Raw genomic sequence first — 18,465 nt, 5'->3', positions numbered from 1 at the left:
TGGCAATGTGTAAATTCAACAGCAGACAATATCGTGAAGAAACCTCACAGAAAATTTCGTGGGGGCACTGGTTTGCTTTTTTTAATATTCTTTGGGCAATTTTTATCGGTGCCCGCTATGCGTTTATTATTGACTGGCCGGATACGCTCTTTGGCAAAATTTACTTTTTCATCAGCTTATTAGGGCATTTTAGTTTCATTGTATTCGCCTTTTATTTGTTGGTGATCTTCCCCCTCAGTTTTATCGTGAAAAACCACCGCACTTTTCGCGGGCTCACGGTTATTCTTGCCACAATCGGTAATACTTTATTATTGGTCGACACGGAAGTTTTTGTGCGGTTTAACCTGCATTTATCTTCCCTTGTTTGGAATTTGTTAGTGAATCCGGAAAATGGCGAATTGTCGCGTAACTGGCAACTGTTCTTTACGCCGATGCCGTTGATTTTATTAGTGCAAATGTTGTTTTCCCGTTGGTCTTGGCAAAAGTTACGTAGCTTGGAGCGCCAAAAATGGCTGAGAGGCGTTGGTATCTTTTTTGTTTGCACCTTTATCGCCACCCATCTGATTTATGCGTGGGCGGACGCTTATTTATATCGCCCGATTACGATGCAACGTTCCAATTTCCCGCTGTCTTATCCGATGACAGCGCGCTCTTTCTTGGAAAAACATGGCTTTATCAATAAGCAAGAATATTCCCAACGCTTAGAACAAGAAGGACGTTTAGATGCATTAGCGATTAACTACCCGAGAAACCCATTGCTTTTTGAGGCACCGCAAGAAAAGACCAATGTGCTGCTGATTACGGTTTCCGGCTTACGTTATGATGCCGTTGATATGGAAACTATGCCGAATTTGGCGGCGTTTGCACAACGTTCCACACAATTTACCAACCATTACAGTAGCGGCAATAATAACAATGCCGGCTTAACAGGGTTATTTTACGGATTGAACGCGAGCTATACAGACAGCCTGCTCAGCAATAAAACCCCTTCCGTTTTGGTTGAACGTTTTGCACAAGAACAATATGTGCAAGGCTTATTTTCTGCGAATAAATTTGATAATGCGGTTTTCCGTCGTGCGATTTATCCGAAAGCGAAATTAAGCGGTGATAATAGCAACCAAGCTGCGGTGCAGTCCTTTAAACGTTGGTTGGATTCCGCTAAACAACAGGAAAAACCGTTTTGGGGTTATTTGAGTTTAAATATTGAACCCAATTTGACGCAAGATAAGTATCAGCAACAGCTTGCTAAACTAGACGAACTCTTCGGGCAACTCTTGCCGGAATTAGATTTGCCGAACACGATTGTGGTGATTACTGCAGAGCATGGGTATCGTTTCAACACATTGACAGAAAAAGAAGAAATCAATGATTTCTCTCGTGACGAAGTGCAGGTGCCAATGATTGTCCGTTGGCAAGGCTTACCGGCAACCAAAATCACCAAATTAACTGCCCATGTGGATTTATTGCCGGCATTGATGAAACACGTTTTCAACGTAAAAAATCCGATCAGGGATTATGCGCAAGGGCGTGATTTATTCGATTTGAAACAGGCAACGGATTGGGTCTTAGTCTCCAATTATCGTTGGAATGTGATTATTCAGCCGGACGGCACGCAATATCATATTGATACGCGCGGAAACTATCAAAAATATGACCGCACTTATCAGAAGATTTCATCGGAGAGACCGCCATTAGGCTTGTTCTTGGAAGTGTTCAATCAAGATCGATCATTTTTAGAGAAATGATTGAAAATGTGCCTAACTAATAGCCAGAATCAATTATATTTTTGTGCCGCCGGGTTTTATACTAGCGCGCAATTTCATTAGGACAAATACGATGTTATTAATTAAAAATCTGCGAATTTTTTATAACATTATCTGTTATTTCAATGCATTGTCATTGAACGCCTGCCTATTTTCAATTAATACGAAATCCTCTTTTATGAGGATTTTTTTCTATTTGCTCCCTGCCTATCCTTTAAATTTACTTATGGAGTCACTATGACGAAAAGTCACGTTCGTAGTTTTAAAACTTATATTCGAGATGAGATTATTAAAAAAGGCGGCTGGGTGAATGCGCATGCGCATGCGGATCGTGCCTTTACCATGACACCGGAAAAAATCGGTATTTATCAAAGCTGTAATTTGCAACAAAAATGGGATTTGGTGGATGAGGTGAAGCGTACCTCTTCGGTAGATGACTACTATGCCCGTTTTTGTCAATCAATTGAATTGATGATTTCCCAAGGGGTGACGGCTTTCGGGACGTTTGTGGACATTGACCCGGTGTGTGAAGATCGTGCGATTATCGCCGCCCACAAGGCTCGTGAAGTCTATAAGCATGACATCGTATTGAAATTTGCGAACCAAACCTTAAAAGGTGTGATTGAGCCAACGGCGCGTAAATGGTTTGACATTGGTTCCGAGATGGTGGATATGATTGGTGGCTTACCATACCGTGATGAGTTGGATTATGGACGTGGTTTGGAAGCCATGGATATTTTATTGGATACCGCCAAATCACGCGGCATTATGTGTCATGTTCACGTGGATCAATTTAACTCGCCAACGGAAATCGAAACGGAACAGTTGTGCGACAAAACCATTGAACACGGTATGCAAGGACGCGTAGTCGCTATTCACGGCATCTCCATTGGATCGCATTCCAAAGACTATCGCTATCGCCTCTATGAAAAAATGCGCCAAGCACAAATGATGATGATTGCTTGCCCGATGGCATGGATTGACAGTAATCGTAAAGAAGAACTCATGCCGTTCCACAATGCGTTAACTCCAGCCGATGAAATGATTCCGGAAGGGATTACGGTGGCGATTGGTACGGATAATATTTGTGACTACATGGTGCCGTTGTGCGAAGGGGATATGTGGCAGGAATTGAGCTTATTGGCCGCCGGTTGTCGTTTCCCGGATTTAGACGCCATGGTGAATATTGCCAGTATTAACGGCCGTAAAGTATTAGGCATTGATTAATACAAAATAAAATACCGAGCCATCATGCTCGGTATTTTTTTAAAGTGCGGTCATTTTTTTAAATGTTTTTAATCTATATGTTTACTCAAAAAAAACACCGTTTTGGTGCTGCCATAATTTAGCATAGAATCGTAGCGTGCAACTTGTTGCACGAAATCATGAATGCCCGAAAGCGTTAAATAACGTTCCGTGCGTAATTTGGTCGTGCTACGAACGAAATCATGAATTACACATCGAGGTTAATGTTAATTGTGCAATAAAATACCGAGCCATCATGCTCGGTATTTTGTTTTTAAAGTGCGGTCGTTTTTTTAAATGTTTTTAATCCGTATGCCCACTCAAGAAGCCGCCGCTTTGGTGCTGCCATAATTTGGCATAAAGACCGTTTTGTGCGAGTAATTCGGCATGGGTACCTTGTTCCACGATTTGTCCGTGATCCAACACAATCAGACGATCCATCGCGGCAATCGTAGATAAACGGTGAGCGATGGCGATAACGGTTTTGTTTTCCATCATTTTATCCAAACTTTCTTGGATCGCCGCTTCTACTTCGGAATCCAGCGCGCTGGTGGCTTCGTCTAATAACAAAATCGGCGCATCTTTTAACATCACGCGGGCGATGGCGATACGCTGGCGTTGTCCGCCGGAGAGTTTCACGCCACGTTCGCCAACGTGCGCATCATATCCCTTGCGTCCCTGTGCATCGCTTAAAAACGGAATAAAATCTGCCGCTTCGGCACGTGTGGCGGCATCCAACATTTCCTGCTCGGTGGCACTCGGTCTGCCATATACGATGTTATCACGTACGGAACGATGCAATAACGATGTATCTTGCGTCACCAAGCCAATTTGACTACGCAGGCTTTCTTGGCTGACATCTAACACGTTTTGCCCATCAATGGTAATGGAGCCATGCTGGGCCTCATAGAAACGTAATAATAAATTCACAATCGTGGATTTGCCCGCACCGGAACGCCCAATCAAGCCCACTTTTTCACCCGGTTTAATGGTTAAATTAAAATGGCTCAATAAAGGTTTTGCCGGATCATAGGCAAAGCTTAGGTCATTGAATTTAATCTCACCCTGCGTCACTTTTAATGGCAGGCAATTCGGCTTATCCAAAATAGTCTGCGGCTTAGTCAGCGTATTCATACCATCATTGACCGTACCGATATTTTCAAACAAGCGTGCCGATTCCCACATAATCCAACGGGACAAGCCATGAACACGCAACGCCATTGCGGTGGACGTGGCAATGGCGCCGACACCGACCAGCCCTTGTTGCCATAGCAGAACACCAATGATCGCGGTACTTAGAATCAGCACGACATTATTGATGTAAGTTAAGCTATCTAACGACGTCGCCAAACGCATTTGGGCGTGCACCGTGACCATAAATTCTTCCATAGAACGTTTAGCATAACTTGCTTCTCGATCACCATGGGAAAAGAGTTTCACCGTAGCAATATTGGAATAGGCATCGGTGATTCGCCCCGTCATTAATGAACGGGCATCTGCCTGACGTTCGGCAGTTTTGGCAAGACGGGGAATTAACAAACGTAAAATGGTGATAAACAGCACAATCCAAACGAAGAAAGGCACAAGGAACCAACTATCTAATGAGGCCAACACCAAGCCAGAAGTGACAAAATACACTACCACATAAACTAACATATCGGCGATGGTCAGCACCGTATCGCGCACTGCTAAGGCCGTCTGCATGACTTTGGCAGACACCCTGCCGGCAAATTCGTCTTGGTAAAAACTTAAACTTTGTCCCAACATCAGACGATGGAAATTCCAGCGCAAACGCATCGGGAACACGCCTTGTAAGGTTTGCAGACGCACGGAGGAGGCTAAAAACAACCAAACGATGCTGAAGACTAACAAGCCGCCCATTCCCATGAGCCAATGGCCTTTTTCCTGCCATAAGGTTGCTGGGGTATAAGCCCCCAACCAATCCACCAATAAGCCCATAAATTGGAACAACATGGCTTCCATCACGCCGTTGCCAATCGTCAGTACGGCTAACAGCAAAATCCAACCTTTCATGCCCTCGATGCTCGACCAGATAAAGCGGAACAACCCTTTATCCGGTGTTTTCGGCGATTGGTCGGGATAGGGATTCAAGCGATGCTCAAACCAACTAAAAATTTTATTTAACATGTCCTCTTTCCTTAAAAATAAAAGGCAACCACGCTGTTGCCTCAATAGAATACATTATAGCGTAAAATGCCAATATCACCTAAACCTGTTCGGCCTTTCGATATTGACTTGGGGTCATGCCATACAGTGCTTTAAAGGCTTTGCTAAAATGCGCTTCCGATTGATAGCCCACCTCTAATGCCACCGACAAAATATTTTTTTGTGTTTTATTTAACAATAACGCCGCTTCTTGCAAACGCAGTTGCGTTAAGAATTTGCCCGGCGCCATACCGATTTTTTGCTGAAATACACGCATGAAATTCGCCCGTGACATCGCGGCCAACGCTGCCAAAGCATCCATATTCCACGCCTGTTGCGGCGCATTAAATAACTGCTCTAATACCTTGCCTAAGCGCTTGTCTTGTAACCCGGCAAATAATCCGCAATGAAGCAGATTGGCTTGTAGTCCGTGGCGCAAAATATAAATAAACAGTACAGTAACTAAGGCATCCATCAGCGATTTTGCACCGCTTTGATGATTATCCGCCTCCTGTTGCATTAAGCGAATCAGCGGCTGCACCGGTGTGTCATTAAGCGATAAATGCAAATATTCCGGTAACGAATCAATGAGCAGGGAGGGTTTGCTGTAATAAAACAAACCGCAGAACATTTTCAAATCTGCCGAATTCTGCCCAATGCTATACACTTTAAACAACGTAGAGCGGTTATCTTGGGCATGGGGCTCATTATTTTCCGACAAATTCTGTGCCTGTCCGGCAATTAAGTGCGGTCGATTTTGCGGGAGAAAAAAGATATCACCCGCTTGCAAATGAATTTGTTTTTTATCTAGCGTGAGCCAGCATTCGCCCTGCTCAATCAAGTGAAATGCACCCACATATTGATTTTCGGCGATATTCGGTTGAATTTGCCACTGTCCTTGAAACAGGCAGCGAATATTCACTTCACCGCTCACCTGTGCCAGCTGAATAAGTTTATCTAAACAGTCCATAATGAGATTTTACGCATAAAAGTTAAGACGAATGAGCAAGTATGATAGACGAATTTGCCTATAATTGGTTGCGAAATTTAAATAGATTCCAACCTAAATTAAGGAGAAAAATCATGTTTGCAGATTGGAAAAATGATGTTGCCCACGTAAAAAAATCATTCGGCGAATTAGGTAAAAAACATCCGAAAATGTTACAAGCCTACGGTGCACTAGGCGCAGCCGCAGCAGAAGGCAATGTTTTAGATGTGAAAACCCGTGAATTAATCGCCCTTGCCGTAGCTGTGACCACCCGTTGCGAAAGCTGTATCGGCGTACACGCCGCCGAAGCGGTAAAAGCCGGAGCAACTGAAGAAGAAGTGGCTGCCGCATTAGCGATGTCTATCGCATTAAATGCAGGTGCAGCTTACACCTATTCTTTACGCGCATTAGAAGCTTATAATACGCAAAAAGACTAAGCATTTATTAGGAACTTTGTATGATTGGCACCCTTTCGTTAAGGGTGCCATTTTTTTTAGAGAGACAGGCGCTGATCGTCTGATAAATTGTGTTACAACATCAATTTAAACACGTTCGTTAATTTAAACACATTCGTTGTTTAATATGATTTTGCATTATTTCACTTTCGCCTTAATGGCTTCTGCAACCAATTCCGCTTCTGTTCCCAGAATGACTTGTAAACCATCATTACCCAGTTTGACGTTGCCTTTAGAGCCGAGCGATTTTAATTGTTCTTCGTTGATCTTATTGCGATCCACTAAAGTTAAACGTAAACGCGTAATACAAGCGTCAATCGTTTTAAAGTTATCTGCACCGCCTAAAGCGTCGATAAATTTAACCGCTCTTTCTTCACGAGAGTGATTGTGTTCGCTTTGTTCTTCTTTTGGCTCTTCAGATTCTTCGGTACGACCGATAGTTTTTAAGTTGAAGGCTTGGATAGCAAAGCGGAAAACAACGTAGTAAATGGTGAAGAAGACTAAGCCTTGTACCAATAACATGTACCAGTCAACGGCTAATGGGTTACGTGAAGATAATACCATATCCACTAAACCTGCGCTGAAGCCGAAGCCCGCAATCCAGTGCATGCTCGCTGCGATAAACACGGAAATACCGGTTAATAACGCGTGTAATACATAAAGAATCGGTGCAACGAACATGAAGGAGAATTCAAGTGGTTCGGTGATACCGGTGAAGAAGGAAGCAAAGGCGCCCGCCAACATGATGGAAGCGACTTTTACTTTTTGGCTTGGTTTTGCACATTGGTAAATCGCCAATGCGGCACCCGGTAAACCGAACATCATGACTGGGAAGAAACCGGCTTGGTACATACCGGTCACACCCACAGTGGCAGTGCCTTCAGCGATGGATTTTGCACCACCTAAGAAGTTAGGAATATCGTTAATGCCGGCAACGTCAAACCAGAATACCGAGTTTAACGCGTGGTGTAAGCCCACCGGAATTAATAGACGGTTGAAGAAACCGTAAATACCCGCACCCACCGCGCCTAAATCTTTGATGGATTCACCGAAAGACACTAGTGCGTTGAAGATATAAGGCCATACATAAAGCAGAATGAAAGAAAGCGCGATCATGGCAAAAGAGACCACGATTGGAACTAAACGCTTTCCGCTGAAGAAGGAAAGGGCTTTTGGCAACTCTACTTGATAGAAACGGTTGTAAAGTTCGGCAGAAAGCACACCGATTAAGATCCCGATAAATTGGTTATTGATTTTACCGAAAGCGGCAGGCACTTGGCTTGGATCAAGATGTTGTAATTGTGCGACGCCACCCGGTGCGAGTAGTGTAGTTACAACATAGTAACCCACTAAACCGGAAAGAGCGGCTGAGCCGTGTTTGTCTTTAGATAAACCGAAAGCCACGCCCACGGCAAATAATAAGCCCATGTTGTCGATGATGGCAGCCCCGGATTTGATGAGCAAGGCGGCAAGTTGGCTATTTGCACCCCAACCGTCTGGGTCTAGCCAATAGCCGATCCCCATTAGTACAGCGGCAGCCGGTAATACAGCCACCGGCACCATTAAGGCTTGCCCGATTTTTTGGGCATAACTGAGAATACTCATAAGAACTCCTTTAATTTTTTGATTCATAAAATAATTTTTGAGGTCTGCGTAGCATAGCGCGAGAGGATTTCGCTTTTCAAATGAAAACTTTCGTATTTGTGAGAGCTATCACGAATCTGTTGGCACGATGCTTAACTTAAAAACAAAATAACGGATCAAGCACGCTTAATCCGTTAATTTGAAACCCAAAGAAGATTATTCTACTTTTAATTGTTTGCCGTCATAGCTCATCGTTTGAACAGAGGTTAAGGCTTTGCCACCATCGGTTTCCCCTCCAATGAGCAAGACTTTGTTGTCATAAGATACGGCAACACCGTAACCGATGCCTGCCGGCAATTCGCCAATGATGTTCCATTTGCCGTTGTTTAACGTATAAATGTCTTTATGCCAGGCTTTGCTTAAGCCTTGGTGAGCGTGAAGTTTTCCTTCTTTAAATTGTTTTACGGAACCCGGGAAGTTTGCACCGCCGGTGACTAAGTAATGTCCGTGGCTGTAACCTGCCATCGCACCGGCTAAACCATCTTGGCTTTGACCTTTTGGTGCCGGTAAATCAGGTAAGTTTTTCCACTCTACACCTTTCGTGGTGAATTTACCGGCGTGGGTTTCTGCCGTACGCAAGCCCGGTTTGATTTCACCGTTCACGACAACTAAATCATCACCTTGAATGGTAAATGCCGCACCGGCACGACCGGAGAAGGGTACGCGACCTTCATTGCGCCATTTGTTAGTAGATGGCTCATAGCTTAACAATTCGGTTGTGAAGAAATAGTCTTCAGGACGTTGTTCAAAATACGCTTTGGTGATTTCGTCTTTTTTCGCTTTGTCTTCCCCAGCCGCAACAGTGTCTTGGAAGAAACCGTTGAAAATAGACAAGTTAGAACCGCCCACGATATACACTTTGTCACCATGTGATGCGCCGGTAGAACCGACTAAACCGCGTGGCGAGCGGGTGGGTAATTTGTTCCAGGTATTATCAGCCGGATTATAGCTGTAAGCATCGTTGACGAATTGTAATTCGCCTTTTTCATTTTTTTGTAATCCGCCGAATACATATAATTTGCCGTCAACAGCCGCAGCCACAGGTTGGTTACGGTCACCGCCCGGGAATGCAGCGATTTCTTTCCATTGCGCGTTCGGCGTTTTTAAGTCTAACGCATAGAATTTATCACCGCCTGTACCTAAGCCCACATAAACAGTGTCGCCAATTAACGCACCGGCACCGCTTTTAATACCCACCGGTAAATCCGGATAAGCAGCCGCTTGCGCTGTCGCAGCAAAAGTGGTTGCAGCAAAGAAGAGTGCAGCTAATGTTGTTTTTTGAAATTTCATAATAAACCTCGTTTGGAGTGATTTGGGCTATTCGTCAACGGCAGAATAGGTCTTTTATATGTATAAGAAAGTGCGGTTCAAATTTACTGCGTTTTGCAACCGCACTTTTAGGTTCCTAAGGTATTAACAAATTCGGAATGAATGTGATGATACTTGGGAAGATGGTGATTAACACCAAGGTCACGAAAATCGGGATTAAGAATGGTAATACGCCTTTCGTTACGGTGGACACGGACATGTTACCCACACGTGCGACCACGAATAATGCCATTCCCATCGGTGGGGTTAAGATACCGATCATCATGTTCAAGGTTGTCATAACACCGAAGAACACAAGGTCGATACCGAATTGCATGGCGATTGGAATTAACATTGGCAATACAAGGAATTGTAGTGCTAAGGCGTCAATGAACATACCGAGGAACAATAACAAGGCATTGATCATGACTAACACCATTAACGGAGAATCCGCCACGGCAACGAAGACGTCAGCAATACGCATTGCTACTTGTTCACGGGCGATCATGTCGCCGAAGAAGGTCACCGTCATAATCATTAATGCAACAACACCGGTAATGGACATGGCTTCCACGCAGCTGTTGAAGAGCATTTTCAAGGTTAATTCTTTATACACGAATTTACCGATAATCACAGAATAGGTTGCTGCAACCACCGCAGATTCTGTCGGGCTGAATAAACCGGAGAAGATACCGCCGATAATCAAAATTGGAGTTAAAACTGCCCAGAATGCTTTTTTGAATGAAGAGCAAAGTTCTTCACGAGAAGCTTTTTGTGTTCTTGGATAACCACGCTTTTTGGAGATGTAGTAGTTCATTGCCATGAGGGCGATGGTGACTAATACCCCCGGTACGAAGCCGGCAATAAAGAGTTTTGCAATGGATTCGTTTGCGATAACACCGTAAATGATCATGGCAATACTTGGCGGAACCAATGGACCGATGATACAAGAGGCTGCAGTAATACCGCCGCAGATGTCATCGTCATATCCTGCATCACGCATGGCTTTGATTTCCAATTGACCTAAACCACCCGCATCGGCAAGTGCAGAACCGGACATACCGGAGAATAACAGGCTCGCACCGATATTAACGTGTCCCATACCGCCGGTGTAGTGGCCAAGTAAGGCTTTGGCGAAGTTAAAGATACGTTCGGTGATACCACCGGTATTCATTAAAATCCCGGTAAGAATATAGAATGGTACGGCAAGAAGTGGGAAACTGTCCAAACTCATGGTGAGTTTTTCAGAAGCCGCATTCACCACATTCCAACGAGTCATAGAGAAGTAAAGTAGGGTTGTGATAAATAATGACCAGCCCACTGGTACGCCCAAGAACATAATCACTAACCAGAAAAGCAATGCCACATAAACGGCATTTGCGCCCAATTTGACATATTCGGTAACGCGGAAGACTTTGTACCAGTCAGGAGCCAGGAATAAAATGCCTAATAAAACGACCGCACTTACGATAAAGAAGGTTGCCGGCAAATAGCTTTTGTTTTCTTTGAAGTTGTCTGCTTGCGCTTGGAAGAAGCGAACGAGCATCAATACGGCAATGATTGGTAAAGAGGCATAGATCCATTTTTCAGAAATACCGCCTAACGCATCAATTGGGAAACTGGCACCTAAATAGGTTTTGATACCAAAGTGGATAAAGAAAATCACACCGAGGAAAATCACGATTTGTACGAATGTATTGGTGATTTTTTTGACTGCCGGTGGCATTAAGTTAGTCAAGAAGTCGATATAAACGTGCTCTTGTTTTCTGACGGCAACGCTAATGCCGAGCATACCGACATAAACGAACAGCAATTTGGCAAGTTCTTCACTCCAAATTAATGGGGAGTGGAAAGCTTGTCTGAATAGAATTTGCAAAACAAGAATGCAGAATATCACGAGGAATAGTGCCCCACCGATCCATTCTTCGAGTTTATTAAAGATTTTCATATTCAACTCCGTTGAATAATAAAGGAGAGAAAAAGCGTGCCTGCCGAAACAGGCACACGAATAAGCGTATTATTTGCTGATGGCTTGAATTTCTTTAAGTGCTTCTTCGCCTTTTGTTCCGGTTTGTTTTACAAAGTCAGCATAGAAAGGTTTCATCGCTTCTTTGAATGGGGCGAGATCCGGATATGTTACGGTTACACCTTGTTTTTCAAAGAAAGTCACTAATTCTTTTTCACCGTCAACGAATAATTTGGTGTGATATTCTGCGGCTTTTTGTGCTGCATCACGAACCACTTTTTGTAAGTCAGCCGGTAAGTCAGCAAAGGTTTCGTTACTTACAAGATAAAGTTGGTCGTTCAAAATGTGGTTGGTCATTGCCAAGTATTTTTGCACTTCATAGAATTTTTGTGCTTGAACGGTTGCCAATGGGTTTTCTTGACCGTCAACGGAGTTCGTTTGTAATGCTAAATACACTTCGGAGAATGCCATTGGTGTTGGGGATGCACCCACATATTTTGCGTACGCCAAGTTAGTTGCCGCGTTTGGTACGCGTAATTTTAAGCCCTTCATGTCAGCAATGCTGTTGATTGCACGGTTAGAGGTGGTTTGGCGTGTACCGTTATAGGCTTGGGATAATAAGGTTAAGCCTAAATCTTTGTTCATTTTTTGGATTAAGTCTTTACCGAATGCCGTGTCGAATAACGCTTTTTGTGCCACGCTGTAGTCACTGATAACGTAAGGTAAAGCAAACACAGCCGCTTCTGGATAGAACAATTGGAAACGTGCAGATTCAGCAAAAGTGAAGTCTAACGCACCGTCTTTTAATTGTTTTAACATGGCGCGGTCGTCACCTAATTGGGAACTTGGGTAAAGAGAAATTTCAATTTTGCCGTTGGATTTTTCTTTCACTTCTTTGGCAAACATTTCAGCGGCTTTGTATTCGTTAGAAGACGTACCTGCGTTCATACCGAATTTTAAATCATACTCTGCAGCGTTAGCAGCGGAAGTCACACCTAATGCGATTGCAGTGGCAAGGAAAAGTTTTGCTAGTTTCATAAGCTACTCCTGTAATGATAGTAAGTTAATTGATGTTTTGAAACATAGTTAGATTACAACTCGGTATCCATTCTAAAGTAAAAAAATCATTTTCAAATAGATTATGAAGTTTTATTTCAGAAATGAGAGGTAGATCACATCATTGGAAAAACACTTCAAAAATATATTTCAAAATGAAGTATTGTTATCATATAATGCACGATGACAAGAATGACTGCCAAATGCAGCCGCAAATTAATAGGAGTTTTTATGTCATTCACTCAGCACAAATTATCCCACCAAGAAGTTTTTGCCAAAATTCAAAATGGATTGATTGCGTCCTGCCAACCGGTCGATGATGGCCCGATGGATAAGCCGGAAATTGTTGCCGCGATGGCGCAGGCTTCCGTTATCGGTGGTGCGGCTGGACTACGTATTGAAGGCGTGGACAACTTGAAAGCAACGCGTCCAACCGTCAATGTGCCGATTATCGGTATTGTAAAACGCGATTTGCCGGACAGCCCGGTGCGTATCACGCCGTTTTTACAAGACATTGAAGATTTAGCCCATGCCGGTGCGGATATCATTGCAGTGGATGGCACCCATCGTCCGCGTCCTGTTGATATTGAAAGTGCGGTCAAAAAAATTCATGAAATGGGCTGTCTTGCCATGGCGGATTGCTCCAATTTAGAAGAAGGGTTGTACTGCCAAAAATTAGGCTTTGATATTGTGGGTAGCACCATGTCAGGCTACACAGGTGGCGCTGTACCGGAGGAACCGGACTATCAATTAGTGAAAGATTTGAAAGCTGCCGGTTGCAAAGTGATGGCAGAAGGACGTTACAACACACCGGAACTTGCCAAAACCGCCATTGAGATCGGTGCGGATTTCGTGACCGTAGGTTCCGCATTAACCCGTTTAGAACATATCGTTAGCTGGTTCTCCAGTGCGGTTAATTCTGCAAATAAATAATTAAGAGGGGAAACATGATGCGTTGCTTAGCCTTAGATATCGGCGGAACTAAAATCGCCTCAGCCATTGTGTCAGGGAACCAAGTGACACAACGTCAACAAATCCACACACCGCAAGAAAATGTGGTGGAGGCAATGCATCAAACGCTAGCACAATTACTTTCGGATTATGCGGGGCAATTCGATTATGTTGCGGTTGCCTCCACAGGCATCATCAATAAAGGAATATTGACCGCACTTAACCCGAAAAATTTAGGCGGACTGGCTTATTTCCCTCTAAAACAAAGCCTTTCTCAGCATACGTTCAAGCCGGTGTTATTATTAAATGACGCACAGGCGGCGACTTATGCGGAATATCAACTGCAAGATAAAAATAACCTTCAAAACTTTGCTTTTATTACCGTCTCTACGGGCGTAGGTGGCGGGTTAGTTTTAAACCACCAATTACTCACCGAACCGAATGGCATTGCCGGCCATATTGGACATACCCTTGCGGATCCCAATGGACCAGTATGCGGCTGTGGTCGAGTCGGTTGTGTGGAAGCCATCGCAGCGGGACGCGCCATTGAAGCGGTTTCCAAACAATGGGACGATCCTTGCGATCCCAAAGAAGTCTTTGCCCGTTTTAGAAAAATGGATGAAAAAGCGACCGCACTTGTGTCTCGTTCAGCAAAAGCGATTGCCAATTTAGTGGCGGATTTAGTGATTGGTATGGACGTACAACACGTGGTCATTGGGGGTAGCGTTGGGTTGGCTGAGGGCTATTTGCCTTTGGTGAAACAGTATTTGGCGCAAATGCCGGAAATTTATCGTTGTCCGTTGGATGCGGCTCAATTAGGGCAAGATGCCGGACTTATCGGCGCGGCTGCATGGGCACTTACTCAATTACATGGCTAAATTACATGATTAGGGTTGTTTATGGTGGGAAACGGAAATGTACTTAACTTCCTCAGTTCGCTTTATCAAAGCCTGACGAAGACGGAGAAAAAAATTGCGGATGTCATTACCCAATCGCCTGATTGTATTATGCAGTATTCCTTGGCGCAGCTTGCCGAACGTTTAGATGTCGGAGAGGCGACACTTGTGCGTTTCTGCCGTACACTGGGGTTTAAAGGATTTAGTGATTTTAAGTTGGCGTTTTCGATTGAGCTGGCGAAAACACGGGAAGGTCGAGATGATACGGTGCTAGAAACGGAGATCTTACCTAACGATGATTCACAAACGATTGCACATAAATTGCAATCAGCCATTAATTCAGTGATGAACGAAACGATTAATTTGTTGGATTTTCATCAGTTAGAAGTGGTTGTAAAAGCCATTCGAGGCGCGAACAGAGTTTTTCTCTTTGGTGTCGGATCCTCCGGCGTAACGGCAGAAGAAGCCAAGAACAAATTCATGCGGATTGGCATTCAAGTGGATGCGAGCGGCAACAACCATTTTATGTATATGCAGGTGGCGTTATTACAACGTAATGATGTGGCGATTGGCATCAGTCACTCCGGCTATTCGCAAGAAACGGCGCATGCATTAAAAATTGCCAAGGAAAACGGCGCAACAACGGTAGCATTGACCCACAGTATGCGTTCCCCGTTAACCGAATATGCGGATTTTGTGTTGGTCAATGGTAATAAACAAGGGAAACTGCAAGGGGATTCCATTGGTACCAAAACGGCGCAATTATTCGTTTTAGATTTAATTTATGCTTTGCTGGTTCAAGCGGAGCATGAAAAAGCGATTAAGATAAAAGAGAAAACTCTTAATGTCATTTTAGAACAACGTATTAAATACTAAACAGGAGAAAACAATGCGTGATTTAAAAGGTATTTTCAGTGCGTTATTAGTGTCATTTAACGAAGATGGCTCTATTAATGAAAAAGGCTTACGCCAAATTATTCGCCACAATATCGACAAAATGAAAGTCAATGGTTTGTATGTGGGCGGATCTACCGGTGAAAACTTCATGCTTTCTACCGAAGAGAAAAAACAAATCTTCCGTATTGCAAAAGATGAAGCAAAAGACCAAGTGGCGTTAATCGCACAAGTGGGTAGCGTGAATTTACACGAAGCGGTGGAATTAGGTAAATATGCCACTGAATTAGGCTATGACTGCCTTTCTGCGGTAACCCCGTTCTACTACAAATTCAGCTTCCCTGAAATCAAACACTACTACGACACCATCATTGCCGAAACCGGTAACAACATGATCGTTTACTCCATTCCGTTCTTAACCGGCGTAAACATGGGCGTAGAACAATTCGGCGAACTTTACAAAAACCCGAAAGTGCTTGGTGTGAAATTTACCGCAGGTGACTTCTACTTATTAGAACGTTTACAAAAAGCGTATCCAAACCACTTAATTTGGGCCGGCTTCGATGAAATGATGTTGCCGGCGGTGGCTTTAGGGGTGGATGGTGCTATCGGTAGTACATTCAACGTCAACGGTGTTCGTGCAAGACAAATTTTTGACTTGACCAAACAAGGCAAACTGGCTGAAGCTCGTGAAATTCAACATGTGACCAACGATTTAATCGAAGGTATCTTAGCGAATGGTTTGTATTTAACCATCAAAGAATTGTTGAAATTGGAAGGTGTGGATGCCGGCTATTGTCGTGAACCAATGACGGCAAAAGCGACTGACGCTCAGTTAGCAAGAGCAAAAGAATTAAAAGCGAAATATCTCTAATTTAATGGAAAAAGAGACCGCACTTTTCTGGTGGGGACAGGCGTTATGCCTGTCCTAAATTCTCTTTATGACATAAATGGGACAGGCATAACGCCTGTTCCTACAAAATGATTGTAAAGTGCGGTCACAATAAAGGAAGTTTATTATGCGCCTTATCCCTCTACATAACGAACAACAAGTTAGCCGTTGGGCAGCACGTCACATCGTTGACAGAATCAATCGTTTTAATCCCACCGAAGAACGCCCGTTTGTATTGGGTTTACCTACCGGCGGAACGCCACTTAAAACTTACCAAGAACTGATCCGCTTAAACCAAGCCGGTGAAGTGAGTTTTAAACATGTGGTCACATTCAACATGGATGAATATGTGGGTCTTCCGAAAGAACACCCGGAAAGCTATCACAGCTTCATGCATAACAATTTTTTCAACCACATTGATATTCAGCCGCAAAACATCAATATTTTAGACGGCAATACGGACGATCATGATGAAGAATGTCGCCGTTACGAAGAAAAAATCAAATCTTACGGCAAAATTCATTTATTCATGGGCGGCGTTGGCGTAGATGGCCATATTGCCTTTAACGAACCGGCTTCTTCGTTGAGCTCCCGTACCCGTATTAAAACCCTTACACCGGATACGATCATCGCCAATTCTCGCTTTTTTGATAATGATGTCAATAAAGTGCCGAAATATGCCTTAACCATTGGGGTCGGCACCTTGTTAGACGCAGAAGAAGTGATGATTTTGGCAACAGGGCATTCCAAAGCGCTCGCTGTGCAAGCCGCTGTTGAAGGCGCAGTAAATCACATGTGGACGGTCAGCGCATTGCAATTACATCGCCATTTTGTGTTGGTGTGTGATGAGCCGGCGTTGCAAGAGTTGAAAGTAAAAACCGTGAAATATTTCACCGACTTGGAAAGTCACGCTATTCATAGCGTGTTGTAATGTTTAGCGCAAAAGTGCGGTGAATTTTTAGATTATTTAAAGGTACGATTATGAAATATGCATTAATTAATTCTGTCATTTACACCAAACATGAAATCCTTCGGGATTATGCGGTGGTCGTGAATGGCGAACACATTGAAGCAGTGATTCCACAAAGCGAATTGGAAAGCGGCATTAAGACCCTTGATTTAGAGGGGCATAACCTCACTGCCGGTTTTATTGACTTGCAATTAAACGGTTGTGGTGGTGTGATGTTCAACGACCAAACCAGTGTAGAAACCTTAGAAATCATGCAAGCGACCAACCTGAAATCCGGCTGCACCAGCTTCTTGCCAACCTTTATTACGGCACCGGATGAGGGCATCAAAAGTGCGGTGAAAGTTATGCGTGAATATTTGAATAAACATAAAAACCAAGCACTGGGTTTGCATATTGAAGGGCCGTATTTGAGCGTAGAGAAAAAAGGCGTACACCGTCCGGAATATATCCGTGAAATTTCACCTGAAATGAAAGATTTCTTGTGTGAAAACGCCGATGTGATCACCAAACTCACCATTGCCGCAGAAAACCCAACCATCAATTACACGCCTGATTTTGTGAAAAGTGGCATCGTGGTGTCAGTCGGTCACTCTAACGCCACCTATGACGTGGCAAAAGCGGCTTTCCGTAAAGGCGCAACTTTTGCAACGCACTTACACAATGCCATGTCGCCGATCAGTTCCGGTCGTGCCATGGGCGTGGTGGGTGCAGTATTGGATTCTGACGTTTACACCGGCATTATCGTGGACGGCGTACATGTGGATTTTGGTAATGTGCGTTTGGATAAAAAAGTGAAAGGCGACAAACTTTGTATTGTGACCGATTCTTTAGCGGCTGCCGGTGCAGGCCCTGAACTAGAAACCTTCACCTTCGTGGGTAAAACCATTTATGTGAAAGAAGGACGTTGCTATGACGGTAACGGCACGATCGCAGGTGCTTCTATCACCATGATGGAATCCATCAAAAATGCGGTGGAATATGTTGAGATTCCTCTTGCCGAAGCGATTCGCATGAGTAACCTTTATCCGGCACGCGCTATCGGTGTCGATGACCGTTTAGGTTCTGTCGAAGCTGGCAAAATCGCCAACCTTGCTGTTTTCACGAATGATTACCACGTCGTTGGTACTGTCGTGAACGGCGAGTGGAAAGCGAATTAATCGGATATGAGCTTGTTGTCTAATGGGTAGGACAGCGACGCCCTGAAAACAAAAGAATCGTAGCGTGCAACTTGTTGCACGAAATCATGAATACCCGAAAGGGTTAAATAACGT

Annotated in this window: 15 protein-coding genes; 9 read left to right on the top strand and 6 right to left on the bottom strand. The window is 43.9% G+C overall.

Annotated features, from left to right (window positions below; genetic code table 11):
• The first annotated feature begins 5 nt into the window (after positions 1–5).
• Together Q0203_RS03420 and Q0203_RS03415 are read left to right on the top strand one after the other, a co-directional pair.
• On the top strand, positions 6–1,745 hold the full coding sequence (locus Q0203_RS03420; protein WP_297929554.1) for a DUF3413 domain-containing protein: 1,740 nt from the start codon (positions 6–8) through the stop codon (positions 1,743–1,745).
• Between the two features lie 255 nt (positions 1,746–2,000).
• Entirely contained in the window at positions 2,001–2,990 is a 990-nt protein-coding gene (locus Q0203_RS03415; RefSeq protein WP_290521519.1) for an amidohydrolase family protein, read from the top strand.
• A 321-nt stretch (positions 2,991–3,311) separates the two neighbouring features.
• Here Q0203_RS03415 and Q0203_RS03410 read toward each other — a convergent pair whose 3' ends face one another.
• Entirely contained in the window at positions 3,312–5,156 is a 1,845-nt protein-coding gene (locus tag Q0203_RS03410) for an ABC transporter ATP-binding protein (protein ID WP_297929551.1), read from the bottom strand.
• A 79-nt stretch (positions 5,157–5,235) separates the two neighbouring features.
• Positions 5,236–6,144: an AraC family transcriptional regulator gene (locus Q0203_RS03405; protein WP_297929549.1), complete on the bottom strand. Its 909-nt coding sequence runs from the start codon at positions 6,142–6,144 to the stop codon at positions 5,236–5,238.
• A 113-nt stretch (positions 6,145–6,257) separates the two neighbouring features.
• On the opposite strand from Q0203_RS03405, the gene Q0203_RS03400 reads away from it, so the two are divergent.
• Positions 6,258–6,599 (top strand): carboxymuconolactone decarboxylase family protein, encoded by a 342-nt coding sequence (locus tag Q0203_RS03400; protein ID WP_033002463.1) that lies wholly within the window; start codon positions 6,258–6,260, stop codon positions 6,597–6,599.
• Positions 6,600–6,755: 156 nt separating this feature from the next.
• Here Q0203_RS03400 and nagE read toward each other — a convergent pair whose 3' ends face one another.
• The 4 genes from nagE to Q0203_RS03380 form a co-directional block, all read right to left on the bottom strand.
• A complete protein-coding gene (nagE, locus tag Q0203_RS03395) occupies positions 6,756–8,222 on the bottom strand; it encodes an N-acetylglucosamine-specific PTS transporter subunit IIBC (protein ID WP_297929546.1) in 1,467 nt (488 codons plus the stop codon).
• 195 nt (positions 8,223–8,417) lie between these two features.
• Positions 8,418–9,551, bottom strand: a complete 1,134-nt coding sequence (locus tag Q0203_RS03390) for an N-acetylneuraminate epimerase (protein WP_297929544.1) — start codon at positions 9,549–9,551, stop codon at positions 8,418–8,420.
• 115 nt (positions 9,552–9,666) lie between these two features.
• A complete protein-coding gene (locus Q0203_RS03385) occupies positions 9,667–11,517 on the bottom strand; it encodes a TRAP transporter large permease subunit (RefSeq protein WP_297929542.1) in 1,851 nt (616 codons plus the stop codon).
• A gap of 69 nt (positions 11,518–11,586) precedes the next feature.
• Entirely contained in the window at positions 11,587–12,573 is a 987-nt protein-coding gene (locus tag Q0203_RS03380) for a sialic acid TRAP transporter substrate-binding protein SiaP (RefSeq protein WP_295976611.1), read from the bottom strand.
• 249 nt (positions 12,574–12,822) lie between these two features.
• On the opposite strand from Q0203_RS03380, the gene Q0203_RS03375 reads away from it, so the two are divergent.
• The 6 genes from Q0203_RS03375 to nagA all read left to right on the top strand — a co-directional run bounded on the left by Q0203_RS03375 (position 12,823) and on the right by nagA (position 18,351).
• Positions 12,823–13,524, top strand: coding sequence for an N-acetylmannosamine-6-phosphate 2-epimerase (locus Q0203_RS03375; protein ID WP_295976612.1), 702 nt, complete (start codon positions 12,823–12,825; stop codon positions 13,522–13,524).
• 17 nt (positions 13,525–13,541) lie between these two features.
• Positions 13,542–14,420 (top strand): N-acetylmannosamine kinase, encoded by an 879-nt coding sequence (locus Q0203_RS03370; protein WP_297929603.1) that lies wholly within the window; start codon positions 13,542–13,544, stop codon positions 14,418–14,420.
• A gap of 21 nt (positions 14,421–14,441) precedes the next feature.
• Positions 14,442–15,314, top strand: a complete 873-nt coding sequence (locus Q0203_RS03365) for a MurR/RpiR family transcriptional regulator (RefSeq protein ID WP_297929540.1) — start codon at positions 14,442–14,444, stop codon at positions 15,312–15,314.
• Positions 15,315–15,327: 13 nt separating this feature from the next.
• On the top strand, positions 15,328–16,206 hold the full coding sequence (nanA, locus tag Q0203_RS03360) for an N-acetylneuraminate lyase (RefSeq protein WP_297929538.1): 879 nt from the start codon (positions 15,328–15,330) through the stop codon (positions 16,204–16,206).
• Between the two features lie 145 nt (positions 16,207–16,351).
• Entirely contained in the window at positions 16,352–17,155 is an 804-nt protein-coding gene (gene nagB / locus Q0203_RS03355; protein WP_297929535.1) for a glucosamine-6-phosphate deaminase, read from the top strand.
• Between the two features lie 50 nt (positions 17,156–17,205).
• A complete protein-coding gene (gene nagA / locus Q0203_RS03350; protein WP_297929533.1) occupies positions 17,206–18,351 on the top strand; it encodes an N-acetylglucosamine-6-phosphate deacetylase in 1,146 nt (381 codons plus the stop codon).
• The last annotated feature ends 114 nt before the right edge of the window (positions 18,352–18,465 follow it).

The organism is uncultured Aggregatibacter sp. (assembly GCF_938046485.1).
Taxonomy (GTDB): Bacteria; Pseudomonadota; Gammaproteobacteria; order Enterobacterales; family Pasteurellaceae; genus Aggregatibacter.
Note: the sequence above shows the minus strand (reverse complement) of the source record. Positions and strands in the feature narration are given on the sequence as shown.